General features: G+C 57.1%; 15 protein-coding genes. 9 read left to right on the forward strand and 6 right to left on the reverse strand.

From position 1 onward, the window contains the following. Window positions 1–51: 51 nt before the first annotated feature. Window positions 52–933, forward strand: a complete 882-nt coding sequence (locus ACYVHC_RS02500) for an NAD(P)-dependent oxidoreductase (RefSeq protein ID WP_460612081.1) — start codon at window positions 52–54, stop codon at window positions 931–933. A gap of 117 nt (window positions 934–1050) precedes the next feature. Here ACYVHC_RS02500 and ACYVHC_RS02505 read toward each other — a convergent pair whose 3' ends face one another. Then, window positions 1051–1710: a fasciclin domain-containing protein gene (locus ACYVHC_RS02505; protein WP_460612082.1), complete on the reverse strand. Its 660-nt coding sequence runs from the start codon at window positions 1708–1710 to the stop codon at window positions 1051–1053. A gap of 199 nt (window positions 1711–1909) precedes the next feature. Here ACYVHC_RS02505 and ACYVHC_RS02510 point away from each other — a divergent pair, with 199 nt between their 5' ends. From ACYVHC_RS02510 to ACYVHC_RS02520, 3 genes are all read left to right on the forward strand, one after another. Further along, a complete protein-coding gene (locus ACYVHC_RS02510) occupies window positions 1910–2368 on the forward strand; it encodes a peptidylprolyl isomerase (RefSeq protein ID WP_460612083.1) in 459 nt (152 codons plus the stop codon). Between the two features lie 328 nt (window positions 2369–2696). Further along, complete coding sequence (locus tag ACYVHC_RS02515; RefSeq protein ID WP_460612084.1) at window positions 2697–4379, forward strand: hypothetical protein; 1683 nt, start codon at window positions 2697–2699, stop codon at window positions 4377–4379. 5 nt (window positions 4380–4384) lie between these two features. Beyond that, the gene (locus ACYVHC_RS02520; RefSeq protein ID WP_460612085.1) at window positions 4385–5623 is read left to right on the forward strand and encodes a radical SAM protein; all 1239 of its coding nucleotides are present in this window, start codon (window positions 4385–4387) and stop codon (window positions 5621–5623) included. Between the two features lie 84 nt (window positions 5624–5707). Here the strand turns inward: ACYVHC_RS02520 and ACYVHC_RS02525 are convergent, their stop codons facing one another. After that, complete coding sequence (locus tag ACYVHC_RS02525) at window positions 5708–7234, reverse strand: P-loop NTPase family protein (RefSeq protein WP_460612086.1); 1527 nt, start codon at window positions 7232–7234, stop codon at window positions 5708–5710. 217 nt (window positions 7235–7451) lie between these two features. Between ACYVHC_RS02525 and ACYVHC_RS02530 the strand changes: the two genes are divergently transcribed. Continuing rightward, the gene (locus ACYVHC_RS02530) at window positions 7452–8423 is read left to right on the forward strand and encodes a c-type cytochrome (RefSeq protein WP_460612087.1); all 972 of its coding nucleotides are present in this window, start codon (window positions 7452–7454) and stop codon (window positions 8421–8423) included. An 80-nt stretch (window positions 8424–8503) separates the two neighbouring features. On the opposite strand, the gene ACYVHC_RS02535 is transcribed toward ACYVHC_RS02530, so the two are convergent. Continuing rightward, window positions 8504–9610: a vWA domain-containing protein gene (locus tag ACYVHC_RS02535; protein ID WP_460612088.1), complete on the reverse strand. Its 1107-nt coding sequence runs from the start codon at window positions 9608–9610 to the stop codon at window positions 8504–8506. Between the two features lie 215 nt (window positions 9611–9825). On the opposite strand from ACYVHC_RS02535, the gene ACYVHC_RS02540 reads away from it, so the two are divergent. Both ACYVHC_RS02540 and ACYVHC_RS02545 read left to right on the forward strand, forming a co-directional pair. Continuing rightward, window positions 9826–10107: a DUF427 domain-containing protein gene (locus tag ACYVHC_RS02540; RefSeq protein WP_460612089.1), complete on the forward strand. Its 282-nt coding sequence runs from the start codon at window positions 9826–9828 to the stop codon at window positions 10105–10107. A 213-nt stretch (window positions 10108–10320) separates the two neighbouring features. Continuing rightward, a complete protein-coding gene (locus tag ACYVHC_RS02545) occupies window positions 10321–10965 on the forward strand; it encodes a hypothetical protein (RefSeq protein ID WP_460612090.1) in 645 nt (214 codons plus the stop codon). A gap of 84 nt (window positions 10966–11049) precedes the next feature. Here ACYVHC_RS02545 and ACYVHC_RS02550 read toward each other — a convergent pair whose 3' ends face one another. Beyond that, window positions 11050–12030 (reverse strand): acyl-ACP desaturase, encoded by a 981-nt coding sequence (locus ACYVHC_RS02550; RefSeq protein WP_460612091.1) that lies wholly within the window; start codon window positions 12028–12030, stop codon window positions 11050–11052. Window positions 12031–12140: 110 nt separating this feature from the next. Next, entirely contained in the window at window positions 12141–13781 is a 1641-nt protein-coding gene (locus ACYVHC_RS02555) for a hypothetical protein (protein ID WP_460612092.1), read from the reverse strand. A 114-nt stretch (window positions 13782–13895) separates the two neighbouring features. Here ACYVHC_RS02555 and ACYVHC_RS02560 point away from each other — a divergent pair, with 114 nt between their 5' ends. Continuing rightward, window positions 13896–15581, forward strand: a complete 1686-nt coding sequence (locus ACYVHC_RS02560) for an ArnT family glycosyltransferase (protein WP_460612093.1) — start codon at window positions 13896–13898, stop codon at window positions 15579–15581. A 38-nt stretch (window positions 15582–15619) separates the two neighbouring features. Here the strand turns inward: ACYVHC_RS02560 and ACYVHC_RS02565 are convergent, their stop codons facing one another. Beyond that, window positions 15620–16429: a phytanoyl-CoA dioxygenase family protein gene (locus ACYVHC_RS02565; protein ID WP_460612094.1), complete on the reverse strand. Its 810-nt coding sequence runs from the start codon at window positions 16427–16429 to the stop codon at window positions 15620–15622. Window positions 16430–16598: 169 nt separating this feature from the next. On the opposite strand from ACYVHC_RS02565, the gene ACYVHC_RS02570 reads away from it, so the two are divergent. Then, a complete protein-coding gene (locus ACYVHC_RS02570; protein WP_460612095.1) occupies window positions 16599–18236 on the forward strand; it encodes a hypothetical protein in 1638 nt (545 codons plus the stop codon). Window position 18237 lies beyond the last annotated feature (1 nt).

Raw genomic sequence — 18237 nt, forward strand, 5'->3', positions numbered from 1 at the left:
ACCTAGTAACGCGCCCTGAATTTATTCTCCGTCGACTTCTCAATCATTCTGATGACGTACTCTATTGCCTTTCTGGGCCTAGGAAGCATGGGCCGAGCTATGGCCGAAAACCTGCTGAAAGCCGGACACCATCTCACTGTGTATAACCGCACCGCCAGCAAAGCCGAGCCGCTGCAGGCGCTAGGTGCCACCGTAGCCGCAACCCCCGCCGCCGCAGTGCAAAGCGCCGACTTCGTGTTCACAATGGTTACCGATGAGAAAGCGCTAGATGCCTTGTGCCTGGGCCCTGACGGGTTGCTAGGTGCCCTGCGCCCCGGAACCGTTCATGCCTCGTGCAGCACCGTAGCCCCCGATACCAACCGCCGGCTGGCCGAGGAACACGCCCGCCATGGCAGCAGTTTGGTAGCCACGCCCGTATTTGGCAAGCCTGATGTTGCAGCAGCCGGCAAATTGTGGCTGGCCGCTTCCGGTGAGGCCAGCGCCCGCGAAAAGCTTACACCCATTCTGGGTGCTTTAGGCCAAGGCGTGCACGATTTCGGCGACGACCCTGGCGCGGCAAACGTGGTAAAACTGTGCGGCAATTTTATGCTGGGCGCGGCCATCGAGGCCATGGCAGAGGCTTTCACCTTGGCCCAGAAAAGCGGCCTCGACCGACAGCAGGTGTATGAGTTTTTCACCTCTACCCTATTTAACGTGCCCATCTATAAGAGTTACGGCAAGCTCATTGCCGAGCGCAATTACCAGCCTGTCGGAGCCCCACCGGCCATCATCCGCAAAGACCTGCGCCTGGTGCTGGATGAGGCCCGCACCCACATCGTGCCCATGCCCTTTGCCAATATTATCCACGACCATCTTTCTACCAGCGTAGCCAAGCAGGAAACCAATGACTGGGCCGGCTTTGCCGAGCGCGTTGCGGAAGGCGCCGGGCTCTAGACTTAAGTAGTACACCTAGCTACTAGGTCTCGACTACGGCCAAACCTCATTCAATGCTATCAACAAAAAGGCCCCGCTGTAGCAGCGGGGCCTTTTCAGTACTACTGAGGCAAGTAATTAGCTAGCAGGAGGCAGGGGCAGCAGCACGCCATCAATGATGTGCGTAACGCCGTTGCTGGAAATAACGTCGGCGGTTTGCACGGTTACAGGGGCGTCTTTGCCGTTGCTGATCATCACCTTGCCGCCTTGCACCGAAACCTTTATTTTTTCACCATTCACGGTGGTCAGTTCCTGGCCATCGCGCAGATCCTGGGCCAGCAGGCGACCCTGGATAACGTGGTAAGTAAGCACGCCTTTCAGGTTTTCTTTGCTTTCAGGCTTGAGCAGGCCAGCCAGTGCCCCGTTCGGGAGCTTATCGAAGGCGGCGTTGGTGGGCGCAAACACCGTGAACGGACCTGCCCCGCTGAGCGTGCCATCGAGGCCGGCGGCCTTCACAGCTTTCACGAGGGTAGTAACGCTGGAAGCCATTACGGCATTCTGCACAATGGTGCGGTCGGGCGTCATGGCCACGCCATCCACCATCACGCCTTCTTTCTTGCCCATCCGGGCTGAGTCCGACAACATGCCGGCCGTATCGGCAGCCGCGGTCGTAGCATCGGTTTGGGTGGTAGTGGCTGTCTCGGTAGTAGCTGTGTTGTCGCCGCAGCTGCTGAGGCTAAAGCTCACAATACCAGCCGACAGCAGGGAAAGCGTAATCAGGCGCAGATCTTGTTTCATAAAAAGTGAAAGGTGGTGGTGAAGTTGGGTTCTGGAAATGCCACGTGGCGCTGGGCGCGCTAGGGGTAGTATGCTTACGAACCAGAACAGTGCGCGGATGTTCCGAGGCTGGCTAAATAACTACCTTTGCCCCTCGGCGATACCCGCCGGCCGGTCCTGCACGTATACGTGCCCGTTCCACCCTATTTACTTATCAACGATGAAAACTGCCGAAATTCACACCAGTAAGGGCGTGATGAAAGTGGAGTTCTACGAGAAAGACGCTCCGAACACCGTTAAAAACTTCACCGACCTGGCGCAGAAAGGCTTCTACGACGGCCTGAAGTTTCACCGCGTAATCCCCAATTTCGTGATTCAGGGCGGCTGCCCGAACTCGCGCGATGGTGCTAAAGGCACGCCCGGCACCGGTGGCCCTGGCTACAAGATTGATTGCGAGCTGAACGGCGAAAACCAGTACCATGAGCGCGGCGCCCTCAGCATGGCCCACGCCGGCCGCAACACGGGTGGCTCGCAGTTCTTCATTGTACACGACCGCCAAAACACGGCTCACCTCGACCGTAACCACACCGTATTTGGCAAAGTAGTGGAAGGCCTGGACGTTATCGACCAGATTAAAGCCAACGATGAAATCCAGAAAATTGTGGTGAACGAAGCCTAGGCTTCTCTTCGCAGCAAACCACATGTTACAGCGCCTGCCAGATTTCTGGCGGGCGTTTTTTTTTGCGCCAACCTCAGCGCTCTACCGTGTATGCACTGCTAGCAGCCAACTACATATAAAGTCTTTAATATAGCATGCAAACAATTACATTACAGCCAGATACCTCCTGCTCTGCTAGTCTGCTAAAGTCTTACATGCAAGTACTTTGGTTTGGTGCAGCGGCTTGCCCAGAAGTAGGTTAGTAGCTCGCTGAGGCCTAGTGTTACCAGCCCACTCTAGCCCACTGAAGTTTACGTGTTACCTCAGGTTCCTTTTGCCTTATTGTTCTATGGTAGTCTTTACTCCTATTTCGGGCCGCACGTGGCTGGCAGTATGCCGAGGCCGGCGGGTTAGTACTGTGCTTAGTTGGGTGCTCCTGCTGGCATTGGTACCGCTACTGGGCGGCTGCAACTACTACCGCAAGCAAAAGCAGGAAACCAAGCCCGAGGAGCTTTCTCAACTGGCCAGCTCCAAGTATTTCATAATTCATGAAGGCACTGAAACCTGGCAGCTAACTGCCCCGCGCGTCGTCAATGAGCAACTGGAAGGCCTGAGAGGCGCCGTTGATTCTACACTCGTTAAGTACTCAAAGCCCATCCAAGCCTCGCCCCGTTTTAAACTGCGCGATAAAGCTGCCGTGCTCAACCTGGTGCACATCTTCATCAGCAGCCACCAAACCGGCGAAGGGCAACAAGTCAGCATTCCACTCTCAGCCGTGCAGCAGCTTGATGTGGTGGAGAAGGACAGCGGCAAAACCACGGTTTCGTATGTGTTCGGGACCCTAGGAGTTATTGTGGGCGCCCTAACGGTCGTGACCATCATCATTGCCCTAACCAAAAGCTCCTGCCCGTTTGTGTATGCCTATGATGGCCAGAGTTACCAGTTTATGGGCGAAACCTACGGCGGCGCCATTTTCGCCCCTTCAGAGCGCGACGACTACATGCCGCTACCCAATTTGAAACCCCAGGGCCAGCAGTACCAGCTGAAAATCACGAATGAGCTGCGCGAGCGGCAGTACACCAACTTGGCCGAGCTTTGGGTGGTGGAGCACCCTAGTACCATGCAAGTATTGCTAGATCAGCGAGGTGGTGTGCATACGCTAGGTACCCCGCAGACTCCAACCCATGCTGTTTCGGACAGGGGCATGCCGTACACCAAGCAGTTAGCAGCCCCCGACAAAAATGTGGTGCTCTTCAATGACCCCACGCCCGGAACCAGCCGCAATAGCCTGATTTTGACCTTTGACAACCCTAGCAGCGCCCGGCAAGGCAAGCTAGTGCTGCGCGCTCAGAACTCGCTCTGGCTGGACTATCTCTATGGCGAGTTCACCAAGAAATTCGGGGCCCACTACACCACCTGGGCCCGCACTCAGCACGATGTACCGCCCCAGGAACTGCGCCAATGGGCCCTCGACCAGGGAATTCACCTGAACGTATCCGTGGAAACGCCCCAGGGGTGGCAACCCGTTGAAACCATTCCGCCCGTGGGGCCCCTAGCCTACCGCGACCTGGTAGTACCGCTGAACCTACCGGCTACGGAGCCGGGCAAACCCGTACGCGTGAAGCTGGAAACGGGCTTTATGTTCTGGGAGCTGGACTATGCCGCCCTCGACCTTAGCCCCGACCAGCCCGTGCAGGTGGACCGCTACCAACCCCACACCGCCCGCGACGAACAGGGACGCGACCAACGGCCAGCCCTACTGCACGACGATGGCCAGTACCTGCAGCAATTGCACCCCGGCACCGAGGTCCGGCTCACCTATCAAGGGCAACTACCCCCTGCTTCGGCCGCCACACGCACTACCTCCTTCCTGCACACCAAAGGCTACTACGAACCCATCCGCAACTACGAGGGCCTTCCGAATCTGGCGGAGCTGTACTCGTTCCGGCGGCCAGGCCGCTTCATTGAGTTCTCTAAGGAAAGGTACCAGCAGGTGCAAGAGCAGTCGAACCCAGTAGTTGCTAGCCGCTAGTTTGTATGGAACCCGTCCTCATCTCTGACCTCACTTTTCTGGATAGTGCGCCCGCCAAAACCGTGCTAGCTACCCCACTTCCAACGCTGCCGCCAACCATAGTAGCCTCGCGCTGGAAACGGACCCTGATTCGGCTGCAACTGGGCCTGGCCACCCTGGCTACCTTACGCCGCTACCTTACCTCGCCGGGCAAACTCCGGCGGGTACTACTCCAACTCCGAGAGTTGCGGCAGCAGTATTATGGCCCGCTGCAGCGCCGCAAGGTAGCCCAGGTAGCCGGCCGCTCCTACCGTGAGTTTCAGGTGCCGGGCTGGCCCTCGGCGGCGTACTCCACCTATCTTGATACCACGCTGCACCGCCTGGTTCCGTTCCGGCCCGATGCGCACCGCCTGCAAATGGTGTTTCTGGCCATCACCAAGAAGTGTCCGCTAGCCTGTGAGCATTGTTTTGAATGGGATGCCCTCAATCAGCGCGAGACCCTTTCGCTCAGCGATTTGCACGCTATGGTTGCGGCCTTTCAGGAGCGGCAGGTAACCCAGATTTTCTTTAGTGGTGGCGAGCCGATGCTGCGCATCCATGACTTGCTGGCCGTACTCCGTGCTGCCAAGTCGGGCACCGATTTTTGGGTGTTCACTTCCGGCTTTCACGTCACGCAGCAAAACGCCCGCCAGCTCCGCCAGGCAGGCCTGACAGGTCTTTCCATCAGCCTCGACCATCACGAAGCCGCCCAGCACAATGCGTTCCGGGGGTCAGCAGATGCTTATTTAGCTGCCATCCAGGCCGTGGTGCATGCCCAGGAAGCAGGCTTGGTAGTGTGCCTGACGGTTTGCGCAACCCGGGCCTTCACCACCGAAGCCAACCTGATGGCCTACGCCCGCCTAGCCCGACAGTTAGGCGTGTCATTCATTCATGTACTGGAGCCACAGGAGGCGGGGCATTATGCCGGACAAGACGTGGCCCTTTCAGCTGCGCAGTTGCAGTTGCTGGAAGCCTTCTACCTCAAGCTTAACCAGAATGACGAGTACCTCAACTGGCCTATCGTGCATCACTACGGCTACCACCAGCGGCGCATGGGGTGCAGCGGCTCCGCCGACCGGTTTGCCTACGTGGATACCGATGGCGACCTGCACGCCTGCCCCTTCTGCCAAAAGAAAAGCGGCAGCGCCCTGCACGGCAACCTGGAAAATTCACTAGCTGCTGTTTGTAGCGGAGGCTGCCATCAATTCCCGGGCGCTAGCCTCTAGTTGCCTTCCAACCCCTACAAACAAAAGAAGCCAACCTCATACAGAGGTTGGCTTCTTTTCTGGGCCTAGTACGATGGCTTGGGCCTACCGACGACGGCCGCGCTGAGGCTTTTCGTCTTCCTCATCATCGTCATCTTCGCCGAAGCTAGGCATAGTGAACATCGAGGAAAGCAAGTCTTTGAACTGCGCGCCGGCCGTGAGGCGGTTGCGAGAAATCAGGCTGTATTCGGCCAGGCCGTGCAGCAGGAACTCCATCAGGAAGTAGGTGGTTTCCACGTCCTCATTAGGGTGCAGTTCCGTCACGATGTCGCGCAGGCCGGGCACTTGGTCGAGGGCGGTGCGGTAGTCTTTCGTGGAGGCATCATGCAGCATATCCACGGTATGGCCGCTGCCAAACCACTCCTGCACCGTTTTGTAGGGGCTCGGGCGGCCTTTCAGCTTTTTGGCTTTGTCGGGGTCAGGGAAGTAAGTCAGAAACAGCGTCCGGACGGCTTTGCCCATAAGTTTTTCGGCCACAATGCCAGCTCCCTCCTGCTCGCCTTCGTACACCAGCTCTACCTTACCCGTAATGGCCGGTACCGCCGAAATAAAGTCGCCGACGCGCACGTAGGTGTTCTTCTCGCCATTGATAAGAGCCCGCCGCTCGGCCCCGGCCACTACCTGCTCGTAGGCAGAGATGGTGAGGCGAGCCGAAACACCCGATTTGGCATCCACAAACTCCGAGGCGCGCGCCTCTACGGCCACCTGCTCCACCAAGTCGTGTATGATTTCGTTGCTGGTTACCATGCCTTTCTGCTCTTCTTTAATACGAGCTTCCTGCTTGGTAATGCGCTTCCCGATTTCAATGCTCTTGGGATAGTGCGTGATAATCTGAGCGTCGATGCGGTCTTTGAGCGGCGTTACAATGGAGCCGCGGTTGGTGTAATCCTCGGGGTTGGCCGTGAACACAAACTGGATATCCAGGGGCAAGCGCACCTTGAAACCACGAATCTGGATGTCGCCTTCCTGCAAGATGTTGAACAGCGACACCTGAATGCGCGCCTGCAAGTCGGGCAGCTCGTTAATCACAAAAATGCCACGGTGCGCACGCGGTATCAAACCAAAGTGAATCACCCGCTCATCAGAGTACGGCAGCTTAAGCGTAGCGGCTTTAATGGGGTCAGCATCGCCAATCAAGTCGGCTACTGATACGTCGGGCGTAGCCAACTTCTCGGTGTAGCGCTCGTCACGGTGCAGCCAGCTTACGGGTGTGTTGTCGCCGTGCTCTGCAATCAGGTTTTTGGCAAACACCGACAGCGGTTGCAACGGGTCATCGTTCAGTTCTGAGCCTTCCACAACCGGAATAAATTCATCGAGCAAGCCTACCAATAGGCGCGCAATGCGGGTTTTGGCCTGGCCGCGCAAACCCAGCAGGTTAATATGATGGCCAGCCAGAATGGCGCGCTGCAATTCCGGAATTACGGTTTCCTCGTAGCCAAAAATGCCAGGAAACACATCTTCCTTACTCTGGAGCTTTTTAATCAGATTGTCGCGAAGCTCCTGCTTTACGGAGCGGGGCTTATAGCCGGATTTCTTCAGGGCACCGAGGGTGCGGATGTCGGGTTGAGTCATACAGGGGAGTAAGTAGCGCTCTGTATACGAAAGCTCTACTAGATAGTACAGCTTGGGATGGCGCTTTGCTTGTAGTACAACTACCAAGTAGGGCCGTTGGTTCGACCAAGAAATTAGGCAGGTAATAGCAATTCCGTTTTGGGGTATTCCAAACTCATTTTGCTTGTATATTACATAAACTATATTTTTATTTAAGTAGCTACTAACCAATACTATTATGAAACGGGGACTAAAAATCGTGGGCGTAGTGGTAGCCGTGCTACTGCTGCTGGCCGCCGGGGTAGCATTGTTTATTCAAACCCGGGGTATTCCGCATTATGATGTTCCGGCCCTGACGCCGCGCACCGTGGCCAGCACCCCCAGCCGGGTAGAGTTGGGCGAGAAGCTGGTGCTTTCTACCTGCGCCGACTGCCACCTCAACCGCGAAACCCAATCTCTTTCCGGGCATGAGCTGCTGGATATTCCGCCGGAGTTTGGCCGCGTGTATGCCGCCAATATCACCCAAGACCCCAACCACGGCATTGGACGCTGGACGGATGCCCAACTAGTCACGCTGCTGCGCACGGGCATTGGGCCAGATGGGCGTTACCGCGTCGTGATGCCCAGCTTTGCCCTGATGTCGGATGAAGACGTGAACAGCGTTATTGCCTTTCTGCGCTCTGACAATGCCCTCGTAAAGCCCAACGCTACCCCTTCTAAGGAGCAGGAACCGTCGTTTCTGCTGAAAGCGCTTACCAATAGCGTGATGAAGCCCACGCCCATGCCGGCGACTGAGGTAAAGGCTCCCACAGCGGAAAACGCGGTGGCCTACGGGCGCTACCTTGTGGTGGGCCGCTACAAGTGCTACGACTGCCACAGCAAGGATTTCAAAACCAACAATCCGATGGAACCCGAAAAATCGGAGGGCTACTTGGGCGGCGGCAACCGCATGCTGAATCTGGAGAAGCAGGAAGTAGTAACGCGCAACATCACCGGCGACCCGGAAACCGGCATTGGCAACTGGACCGAGGAGCAGTTTGCCAGGAGTGTGAAGTTTGGAATGTCGCCGAAAGGACCGCTCGCCTACCCCATGCCCAAGTACTCAACCCTCAGCGACGACGAAGTGCATGCCATTTTCGCGTACCTGCAGTCGGTGCCCAAAATCAAAAATGCTACCCCGGAAGATGGCGGCGCCCTAGCCTCTCGCTAGCCCCAAACCGATTGAGTTAAAACACAAAAGCGTCCGGGCTTTCAGCTCCGGACGCTTTTGTGTTTGTAAATAGCACCAGCCTACACCGACTTGCGGCGGTTGCGCTTGTAGTCTTCAAAGATGAGGTGGCCGAGCCCTTTCAGGCCGCTGTAGTAGGCTTTGCCCTGGTTTACCTGCGTGAACTCCTCCACAAACTGCTGCAGATACGGGTCGGAGGCAATCATGAACGTCGTGATGGGCACCTTCAGGCGGCGAGCAGCAGCGGCCAGGTTCAGCGTCTTGTTTACAACCTTCCTGTCGAGGCCAAAGCTGTTTTTGTAGTAGCCGTTGCCTTCCTTCAGGCAAGTAGGCTTGCCATCGGTAATCATGAAAATCTGCTTGTTAGGCGTTTTGCGCTTACGCAACAGATCCAGGGCCAGCTCCAGGCCCGCCACCGTGTTGGTGTGGTACGGCCCTACTTGCAGGTACGGCAACTCCTTCACCTCAATCTGCCAGGCGTCGTTACCGAACACAATGACGTCGAGGAAATCCTTGGGGTACTTCTGCTTTACCAGCTCGGCCAGAGCCATGGCCACCTTTTTGGCGGGCGTAATGCGGTCCTCGCCGTACAGAATCATGGAGTGCGAAATGTCGATCATAAGCACCGTGCTGGTCTGGCTCTTATGCTCATTTTCGCGCACTTCCAGGTCGCCTTCCGTGAGCATAAACTCGCCAGTGCCAAGGCCGTGGTTGAGCTGGGCATTGCGAATGGACTCCGTCATGGAAATCTGGTCCAAGGAGTCGCCGAAGCGGAACTCCCGCATATCGGTGCTTTGCTCGTCGCCCTGGCCGGTGTGGGGCGTGCGGTGGTTGCCCTGCCCCGATTTTTTCAGCTTGCCAAAGATTTCCTCCAGGGCGCTTTTGCGAATGGTTTGCTCGCTTTTGGCCGTGATGTTGAAGGAACCTGGCTCCTGCTCGTTTTCATCGATGTAGCCCTTTTTCTTCAGGTCCTCAATGAAATCGCCCATGCCATAGCCATCATCGGTGAGGCCGTACTGCTTATCCAGCTCATTTAACCACGAAAGGGCCTCACCCACGTCGCCGCTAGTGATGGTGATAAGCTGCATGAATATCTTGAAGAGGGAGTCGAAACCTTTTTCGGTCGACTCCTCGGGCACGTAATCCCGAAAACGAAAGCCTGCGGACATAACTATAGGAGAATGAGTTTTGAGAACAACCGCCGGGGTAGCAATGTTCAGTGTAGTGGCAACTGGCCAGGCCCCGGCACCAGGAGTTGGTTCGCCCCGAGGCGGTCAGAACGGTTTAGCCGTGCCTGATGCCTAGCGGTTTACTAGGCCTGCGTACGGCTTAAACCCGGCCCTAGCTGCCTCCCTTTTTCTCCTCATCACTTTACATTAACCCCATGAAAGCCATCTGGAACAACACCGTAATTGCGGAAAGCAATGATACTGTAGTAGTGGAAAACAACCACTATTTCCCGGCCGATTCTATCAAGCGCGAATTCTTTGAGGATAGCATTGCCGGCACCACCTGCCCCTGGAAAGGCCGCGCCAGCTACTACTCCCTACGCGTGAACGGGGAGCTCAACAAGGACGCGGCCTGGTACTATCCTGAGCCCAAAGAAGCCGCTGCAAAAATCAAGGGTCGGGTGGCCTTCTGGAAAGGGGTTCGAGTTGAGCCGTAGGCTAGAAAAATAGCCGTTTTAGCACTTTGACGGGCCTAATATTTGTCTATACATTGATATGTTAATATATTACTGATCAGTAACCATTTAATGAAATTGCAATAGAAAAAATACAACTCAATGTATCTACATTGCGTTTAAATTGACTGCTTTCTCTCCCGTTGACATAAAGCCATAGGCTTACTCAGCATATTCCCTAATTCTCTTTCCGTCATGTCTACTTCTTCTATCTCACGCCTGTTGCTGGCTACAACTGCAGTAGCCGCCACGCTTTCCTCCTGCGACTCAACGCGCCAGGTGACAAGCGAAGCTTCTTCTGACACGGTTGTTACAACGCCTACTGTTGATGACAGCGACGTAACCTTTAACCGTGAAATAACCCAGGGCGACCACCGCTTTGTGGTGAAAACGTTCGGCTCGCAGGAGCCCCGCGTAGTGAGCGTACGCTCGTACCGCGGCACAGCTCAAACCATTGACCCACTTCGCCTGGAAGTGAGCGGCGCTGTAACCAACATTGCTTCCGGCGACCTGAACGGCAATGGCAAGCCCGAGCTGTTTATCATGACCGATAACAAGCGCGCCAACGGTGGCCTCTATATTTTTGAGTTTGCCGAGCGGGGTTACACCCCCATTTCGTTCCCGGGCACGCCAGCCGGCACGGCGGGCATTGGCTACACGGGCCAGGACACCTACCAAATCAGCGGCAACAAACTGGTGCGCACATTCCCGGTAACCAGCACTAGCACCGCTGATGCCAGCGCTACGCAGCCCGCTACCCCCAGCACCCGCACCGTTGAGTACACCCTCGACAACACGGGCAAGCTGGTAATGGGCCAGTCAATGGACGCGAAGCCCTAATTGGTTTGCTTACTACCATAAAAAAAGCCCCGGCCACTACTTGGCCGGGGCTTTTTTTTATACTCACGTAGCAGAAACTAGGTGCTACTCAATCCACTTAAACTTGTATTCCAATTTCGGAACGGGCATACGGTCGGCTACGCGGCGCAGGCGGTTGGGCAGGGCCATCACGTAGTCGCGCGCTTTCTCAGCGGCGGCGTTCAGACCCGTAATCTGGTCAACTTTCCAGGTAGTAATCAGGCCTTCCAAGATATCGGTGTAGTCCTGGCTGGTGTACACGCCCAGGCGCTGCGCAGCATCGGTGAAGTGGCCGAATGTTTTGCCCATCTCCACGCCCATCTCGCGCATGTAGTGGGCGGGCATCACAATTTTCTTACGCATCATGTCCTCGAAGGCCAGCATCATTTCCGATGGGTCTACTTCAAAGATCTTCTCCACAAACGTCTGGTACACGCGGGCGTGGCGGGTTTCGTCGCCAGCAATCATGCCGCAGATTTTTGACAGTTGCGCGTCGCCGGCTTTGCGAGCCAGCGTACCTACGCGGCGGTGCGAGAGGTTGGTAGCCGCTTCCTGGTAGCTGGTGTACACAAACGCCCGATAAGGGTCGTGAGCCGTGCCCAGGTCAAAGCCATCGGCAATGAGATACTGAGTGCTCACCTCAAACTCGCGCATGTTCACGCGGCCGCAGAGGTAGAGGTAACGGTTCAGCAAATCACCGTGGCGGTTTTCCTCGGCAGTCCAGCCCCGGATCCACTGGGCCCAGCCGTTGTTGGGGTCGCGCCCTAGGTCGTCGAGCTGATGAAACCAGGCTTCGTAGTTCGGCAGGGCTTCTTCGGTAATGGTGTCACCGATGAGCACAGCCAGTAAATCGTAGCTTAGTTCTTTGGCCCGCTCACGCAGCAGTTTCACCTCCGAGAAAAAGTTTTCGTCGCGGGGGTCGGGCAAATAATCGGAGGGCTGCCAGCTGTTTTCTACGCTCTTCAGGAACGTACCCAGGTTTTCTTTCAGGAAGGGCTCAATATGCTGAAGCACTTCCCCACGAGAGGTTACGGAGGCAGTAATCATGGCAAAGGGTGGTGAAGAGAGGAATATAGGAGCTCAAAGGTATATTTTCCATACCCCGCTCAAAGCAGAATAAGTCATTTTGCCCCCTATAAAATTTTGGCCTTGGTTTGCTACAGCGGGAATTCTGTACGCATTTGGTACAGCTGGGCATCGCCGAAACGTCCTATTTCGTTGCGGGGCTTTGGCTCCAGCCACACCCTAGGCGTGTTTGGTTGGGCACGCAACGCCAGTTGGCGGTTAAGAATGGCGGCCCCGGTTGGCGTCAGGAGCCAAATTACAATGGGCCGCGTGCTTAGGCGCCGCAAAGCCCCCGTAAAGTCGCGGGTGCCGGTGAGGTGCTGACGCAGGGCCGGTTGCGAGGGATGCAATGTGGGCCAGCCTGCCACCGATAGCAGTTTGCCAGGCGGCAAAACCGTTTCTGCAAACGGCGACTGGGCCTTGTAGCACTGCTCAAATGCATCAGAAACCACTACTGACGTTGCGGTAAGGCCAACACCTAGCTCCTGCCGCATTTGCATGTTTTGAGCCCTCTCCTGGCCTAGCACCGCTCTCCGATGCCACGTTTTGTAGCTATACGGCACTGCCGCTACGCCCAGCACCATTAGCAGCACCCGATATGCAGGAGTTAGCGCACTCTTTTTTCCTATTGATTGAAACAGATACGCCAGGTTGCTGAGCACCCAGAAATCCAGCAAAGGCAGAGTAAGCCGGGGGGGCAGCTTCAAGATTGTACCCAGCCCGAGCAGCAGTACTAGGTACCCCAGCTGCACCAACCCAAATACGCGGTGCTGCCCCGGCAGCCGCAGGGCCAGGCCTGCCGAAACGGCTAGCAACAGTAGCATCGGAAAATAGTCGCGGGGCACTTGCCTCAGCACAGCCTTAAATTTGCTGGGCGCAATGTGCTGCAGAAAATAGCTGGGGCTGGGCAAAGGTGCCACCCGTGCTAGCACCGCTTCATTCACGAGGCTAGAGTCAGCCATCATCCACTGTTGGGTCGCGGCCAGGGCCAGGCTATCGGAAGCGGTAAGTTGATGGCGTGGCGGAGCCTTCAGCTGAAAATCCTGGAGATTAGACTTGAGCACATCGAGGCGCCGGAAGGTAGCGGCCGCGGGGCTCCAAGTGAGGTTCAACCATAATGCGCCCCCTAGGGCCCACGCGGCGGCCAAGCCCAAGACAGGAGCCGCCCGGAGCCGCGCCAGCCACCAGGCGCCGGGCACAGCCACCAGCGCCCCCAACACCGCCGCACTAGGCCTGATCAGCCAGGCAAGCGCAAAAGCAACCAGCCCCACCGCCAAAGCCCACCGGGCCGGCGCGCGCTGCGCGGCAAACAAAATGCCCGTACCCGCCAGCAGCAACGGCACCCTCATATAGTTAAACCAGAAGCCATGCTCCAGCCACGCCACGCCAAAGAAAAGCACCAGAAAGCCCCAGGTTGCCCATGTACCGATTTTAGGGCTTAAAAGCCGATGGAGTACCGCAAATAGCAGTACGGTTGCGGCATAAAGCAGTGCGTACAACGTAAGCGCATACCACGGCACAGCAGGAAAAACCTGGTACAAGCGGCTCCACACGGCGGCATAGCCATGAAAGTAGAGCTGCAGATCCTCAACGGGTGCTGCGGCCGTATTGCCCCGGAGCAGGGCCACAATGGCCAGGTCGTCGTTGGTTTCGTAGTACACGCCCAGTCCCAATCCGCTCAGCAGTAGTAACAGCAGAGGCAGCAGTAGCAGAGAGAAGCGGCGCAGCATCATAGCACGCAAGATAGCTAGTTGGGGCGGGTCGGCACGCTGCCCTAGTGGGTGCGGCGGGCTCCTGACCTCACTCGTTATGCCCGTCGAGGCGACTTCACCTCCTATCTTGGCAGCGTGAACCGAATCCTCACCCGCCTTCCCACGCTAGCGCTACTACTGGTGGTGCTGCTCACGATAGCCTACTTCCTGCTGACTCATGAAGGCCTATATGCCCTCGACGATTATTTCTATGCCCGCTACGCGCACCAACTGCTCTCCGGCACCTTCCGCGTAGAACCCGATCCGCTGGGCTTACTCCACGACCCGCTGAAAGAACGCCCACTTATTTTCGGGCCGGTGGCCGTGTTCTTCGCGCTGTTCGGGCTCAATATTTTCAGCGCGACGCTATGGCCCCTGCTGGCCACATTGGGGTGCGCTTTTGTTATCTGGCGTTTGTATGGCAGGCAGGAACCGGTAGTGGCCGCTACCGCTATTCTTCTCTTAAACCTGCACTACTTCACACTTAACTTAACCAATTACTTATACCCAGATAACATACTGATGTTTTGGTGCTTATGCACCTCATCAGCGCTATTACTAGGTCGAAAGAACTCGCAAACCAGCGTGCGTTGGGGAGCCGGTTTTGCCGGCCTCAACTTCCTGGCGCTGCTCAGCAAAGAGACGATTGTATACTACCTGCCGTTCTATGGCGGCGTGCTCCTACTTGATGTTTGGCACCGGCGGAACGGACGGTTTTGGGGGGTGGCAATGGCGGTGGGCGCTGTGCTATTGGCGGCTTATCTGGGCTTCTATCAGTACTACACCCACGATGCACTTTACCGGGTTCACCTCATCGAAAACACCAACAACTTTCTGAAAGAAGGCAACTATCTGGTTGGAAACCGGGCCGCACTGCTTGCCCGCATCACCTGGCAGCCAGCTGCCTTTCTGGTAGGCACAGGCCTGGGCCTCATGCTGCTGCTAGCCTGTTTCGCGCTTTCAACCCGCCACGATACCCCGCGCCCGCCTGCTAGCTCCTCTGACCGGCTATACTGGCTGGCGCTGGCGGGCAGCACCTTGCTGCTGTACTGGGTTGGTAGCACCTCGCTCAGCCAGTACAACCCCATCACGCTGCTGCCGCGCATGACCACGCCGCTGCTGCCGCCGCTGGCTTTAGCGGCTGGCTTTGGGCTCAGCTACTTGCTGCGGCAGCACCAGCGCTGGCCCCTGCTGCTGGCTGGAATAGTGCTGTTGGGCATGGCGGCCTGGCTACGCAACAGCCTTTCGGTGGTGTATGCGCTGCCGGGCCTGTTTTTGCTGGTGGTTGGGCTGGGCGTGGGCTGGCGGCGCTGGCCGGTTCTGCTGGCCCCAGGCTCGGCCGGTTTGGCGGCGGCAACCATGGCCATGCTGGCCGGCACCTTGGCTATCCGCCCGGTGTACTTTATGCAGAAGCCATCGGTATCGGAGCACTTTGCCCAGAACCGCATCATCCGTCAGCACCTCTTCGGGCCGGCGCAGGGTGTAGTATTTGTTGATGACTACCTAATCGGCAACTATGATTTCTATTATGGCTTTCGAGTACCCCCGGGCCTACAATACCGCCGGTACTGGTCGCGCGACTCGGTGCAGCTAGGCCCGCAGCAACAGGCATGGCTGCTCCTGAACCGGGCTACCCTTTCTAACGACGAGCTGACGCGCAAGCTTATTCGCTACTCCCCCGACTCGGTACTAAGCTGGTTTCCGCACCGGCGCTTGGTAGCTCAGGATGGGCGTGTAGAGCTGTACCAATTAGAAGCCAACGGCACTTCCATTGCCAAGTAACTAATTACTAGGCCCTAGCGAGCTTTAAACCGGCTGTTCTATTTCTGCCAGAAGCGCATTTCCAGCGAAATGCGGGTTTCGTCCTCGTTCAGATTTACGGCCCCGCCATGCAGCAAGTAGGGCGAAAACAGCAGTACTTCCTCTAGCCCTGGGTTGGGCCGAATTAGGTGCAGCTCGGTGGGGGCGCTGGTTACGGCGGGCACCGTATAGGTAGCGCCGTTGTACACGGCCCCGCCCTGCGTGCGGCTGGTACGGCTTTCGGGCCACCAATGACTGCCGGGTACCAGACTCAGCGAGGACTGTGACGTGCTGCCGCAAACGGGCACGTAAATGTTGATGCAGTCATCGTAGTCGGGCAGCCATACGTCGCGGTGCAAGGGGTTATTATCGGAGCGGCCGGGCCGCACCAGGCGCATATGAAACACCTCCAGCTCCTCAAAGGGGTTATGGGCCTGCACTGGCCGGCCGCAAAGCTCACTTACCCGGGCCTCGAGCACCGAGGCGGGTACCGGCAATTTCGCCTGTTGAATTTCCTTGAGCTGCCGCACCACCTCTAAGTGCCGAGCCTGATCATGGCCAATTAACTGATGGTACAGGGCCATGGACATGTGCGGGGGCACTTCCAGGCCGGTATTTCGCACAGCTTCGCGCACTAGTTCTTCCAGCCCGGCCCGCAACTGCTCCTGCTGTTCAGGCGCCAAGAAAGGCGCTACTACATAGCCCTCAGCCGCCCACGTAGTCCCTGCCGAGAGGTCAATGCTGTGGGCCAGCAGCACCCGGTCGTCGGGAGCGTGCGTGTCTCCTTCAATTGAATACTGCACCTCACGCTCATTAATTCTGGCTTTCATATCGAAACATATACTAGCTAAGGAAGAAGCCGCAAGGTAGCCAAAACCGATAAGGCCAAAATACACTGCCGGTCAGCCCAATTTCTTTCGGAACTTGCTGCGGCCTGGGTTGGCGGCTGCTGAGCAGCTAGCAGCAACTTGGGTTTTGTATCATCTGTAGCTTGGTTTCTTGCAACGCTCTCATCTGCCTACGCTTACGTTGGTTTTCGTCGGGCTTTTCACGCTCGTGTATTTTTGGTTTACCCACGAGGGCATTTACGATTTCGACGACCACGCCTACGCCCGCTATGCCCATCAGCTGGTATCTGGCACCTTTCAGGTGGCCCCGCCTCCCGGCCACGATGACCATAATCCGCTGCACAACCGCTTCCTGGTTTTTGGGCCGGTAGCCTTGCTCTATTACATATTTGGCGTTGGCATATTTTCCACCACGCTTTGGCCGCTGCTGTGCACGCTCGGGGCCCTCGGGCTTATCTTGTTTGCGTACCGGCGTCACGCTCCTGTGGCTGCCAGCGTGGCTATACTTCTGCTTGGCCTCCACTACTTTACTCTTAATCTAACGAATTACCTTTACCCCGATAACATTCTCTTATTCTTTGCTTTATTCAGCGCAACTGCCCTAGTAGTAGGCCGGCGCCCTGAGCAGAATTTTCCGGTGGGCTGGGGTATTGGCTTTGCCCTCCTCAGCTTCCTAGCCCTGCTCAGCAAGGAAACCATTGCCTACTACCTCCCCTTCTATGCGCTGGTGCTGGTGCGCGACGTATGGTACCGCCGCCACCTCCGGTTCTGGAGTGCCAGTCTGCTAGCGGGCGTTGTCTTATTGGCCTTATACTTTGCTTTCTATTATTTGGTAGCCCACGACGCGCTGTACCCGCTGCACGTGGTAGAGCACACCAACGAAAAGCTCAAGCACCATAACTACTCCCTCGGCCGCTCCGACTTGTGGGCCCGCATCACCTGGCAGCCGCTGGCTATGTTGGTGGGTATTGGGCTGGGCATTGCGGTGCTGTTGGCGGTACGAGCCGCCAGCCAATGGCGTCAAAGTCAGGGCAGTGAGGTGCGGTTTTGGGTGGCGCTGACGGGCACTTCGCTGGCGCTGTACTGGGTAGGCAGCACCTCCCTCACCTACTACAACCCCAATTCATTGCTGCCGCGCATGCTCACGCCCATTCTGCCACCGCTGTGCCTGGCCGCTGGCTTCGGAGCGGAGCAATTCGTCCGGACGGGGCGCGGGGCCGGCTGGCTGACGCTGGGGCTGCTGGCGGCGGCAGCCTGGCTGCACAATAGCCTTTCGGTGCTGTATGGACTGCCGGGGCTGTACTTGGTGGCGGTGGCGCTGCTTGGTGGCCGATACGCGCTGCGGTTTCCCTGGCTGCGGCCGGGCACTACCGGGTTTGCCAGACTTTTCCTGCTAGTACTGGCGCTGAGTTTGAGCATCCGGCCCGCGTATTTTGTTACCAAACCCAGCCGCTCGGAGTACTTTGCCCAGCACCGGCTCTTGCAGCGCGAGCTACGCGGTGCAGCGGGCGGCGTGGTGCTGGCCGATGACTTTCTGCTGCGTAACTACGATTTTTCCTACGGCTTTCAGGTGCCGGCCGGGCTGCGTTTTCTGCCCTACGCTGCCTACGACACGCTTCGGCCGGTAGCTGGCCGCCCTACCTGGCTCCTGCTCAACCGCGCTATTCTCAGTAATGATGATTTGGTGCCTAACGTGATTCGCTATACGGCGGATGAAGTGCTGGCGAAGTTTCCAAGTCGGCGGCTAGTAGCCCAGGATGGGCGCGTGGCGTTGTACCAGATCCAGTAAG

This window comes from Hymenobacter seoulensis (assembly GCF_054780535.1).

What these genes read in the sequence shown, in the direction of transcription:
- ACYVHC_RS02555 (WP_460612092.1), bottom strand. Translation starts at nt 13,781, where the DNA reads ATGATGCTGCGCCGCTTCTCTCTGCTACTGCTGCCTCTGCTGTTACTA.
- ACYVHC_RS02535 (WP_460612088.1), bottom strand. Translation starts at nt 9,610, where the DNA reads ATGTCCGCAGGCTTTCGTTTTCGGGATTACGTGCCCGAGGAGTCGACC.
- ACYVHC_RS02550 (WP_460612091.1), bottom strand. Translation starts at nt 12,030, where the DNA reads ATGATTACTGCCTCCGTAACCTCTCGTGGGGAAGTGCTTCAGCATATT.
- ACYVHC_RS02565 (WP_460612094.1), bottom strand. Translation starts at nt 16,429, where the DNA reads ATGAAAGCCAGAATTAATGAGCGTGAGGTGCAGTATTCAATTGAAGGA.
- ACYVHC_RS02545 (WP_460612090.1), top strand. Translation starts at nt 10,321, where the DNA reads ATGTCTACTTCTTCTATCTCACGCCTGTTGCTGGCTACAACTGCAGTA.
- ACYVHC_RS02520 (WP_460612085.1), top strand. Translation starts at nt 4,385, where the DNA reads ATGGAACCCGTCCTCATCTCTGACCTCACTTTTCTGGATAGTGCGCCC.
- ACYVHC_RS02530 (WP_460612087.1), top strand. Translation starts at nt 7,452, where the DNA reads ATGAAACGGGGACTAAAAATCGTGGGCGTAGTGGTAGCCGTGCTACTG.
- ACYVHC_RS02525 (WP_460612086.1), bottom strand. Translation starts at nt 7,234, where the DNA reads ATGACTCAACCCGACATCCGCACCCTCGGTGCCCTGAAGAAATCCGGC.
- ACYVHC_RS02515 (WP_460612084.1), top strand. Translation starts at nt 2,697, where the DNA reads ATGGTAGTCTTTACTCCTATTTCGGGCCGCACGTGGCTGGCAGTATGC.
- ACYVHC_RS02505 (WP_460612082.1), bottom strand. Translation starts at nt 1,710, where the DNA reads ATGAAACAAGATCTGCGCCTGATTACGCTTTCCCTGCTGTCGGCTGGT.
- ACYVHC_RS02540 (WP_460612089.1), top strand. Translation starts at nt 9,826, where the DNA reads ATGAAAGCCATCTGGAACAACACCGTAATTGCGGAAAGCAATGATACT.
- ACYVHC_RS02500 (WP_460612081.1), top strand. Translation starts at nt 52, where the DNA reads ATGACGTACTCTATTGCCTTTCTGGGCCTAGGAAGCATGGGCCGAGCT.
- ACYVHC_RS02510 (WP_460612083.1), top strand. Translation starts at nt 1,910, where the DNA reads ATGAAAACTGCCGAAATTCACACCAGTAAGGGCGTGATGAAAGTGGAG.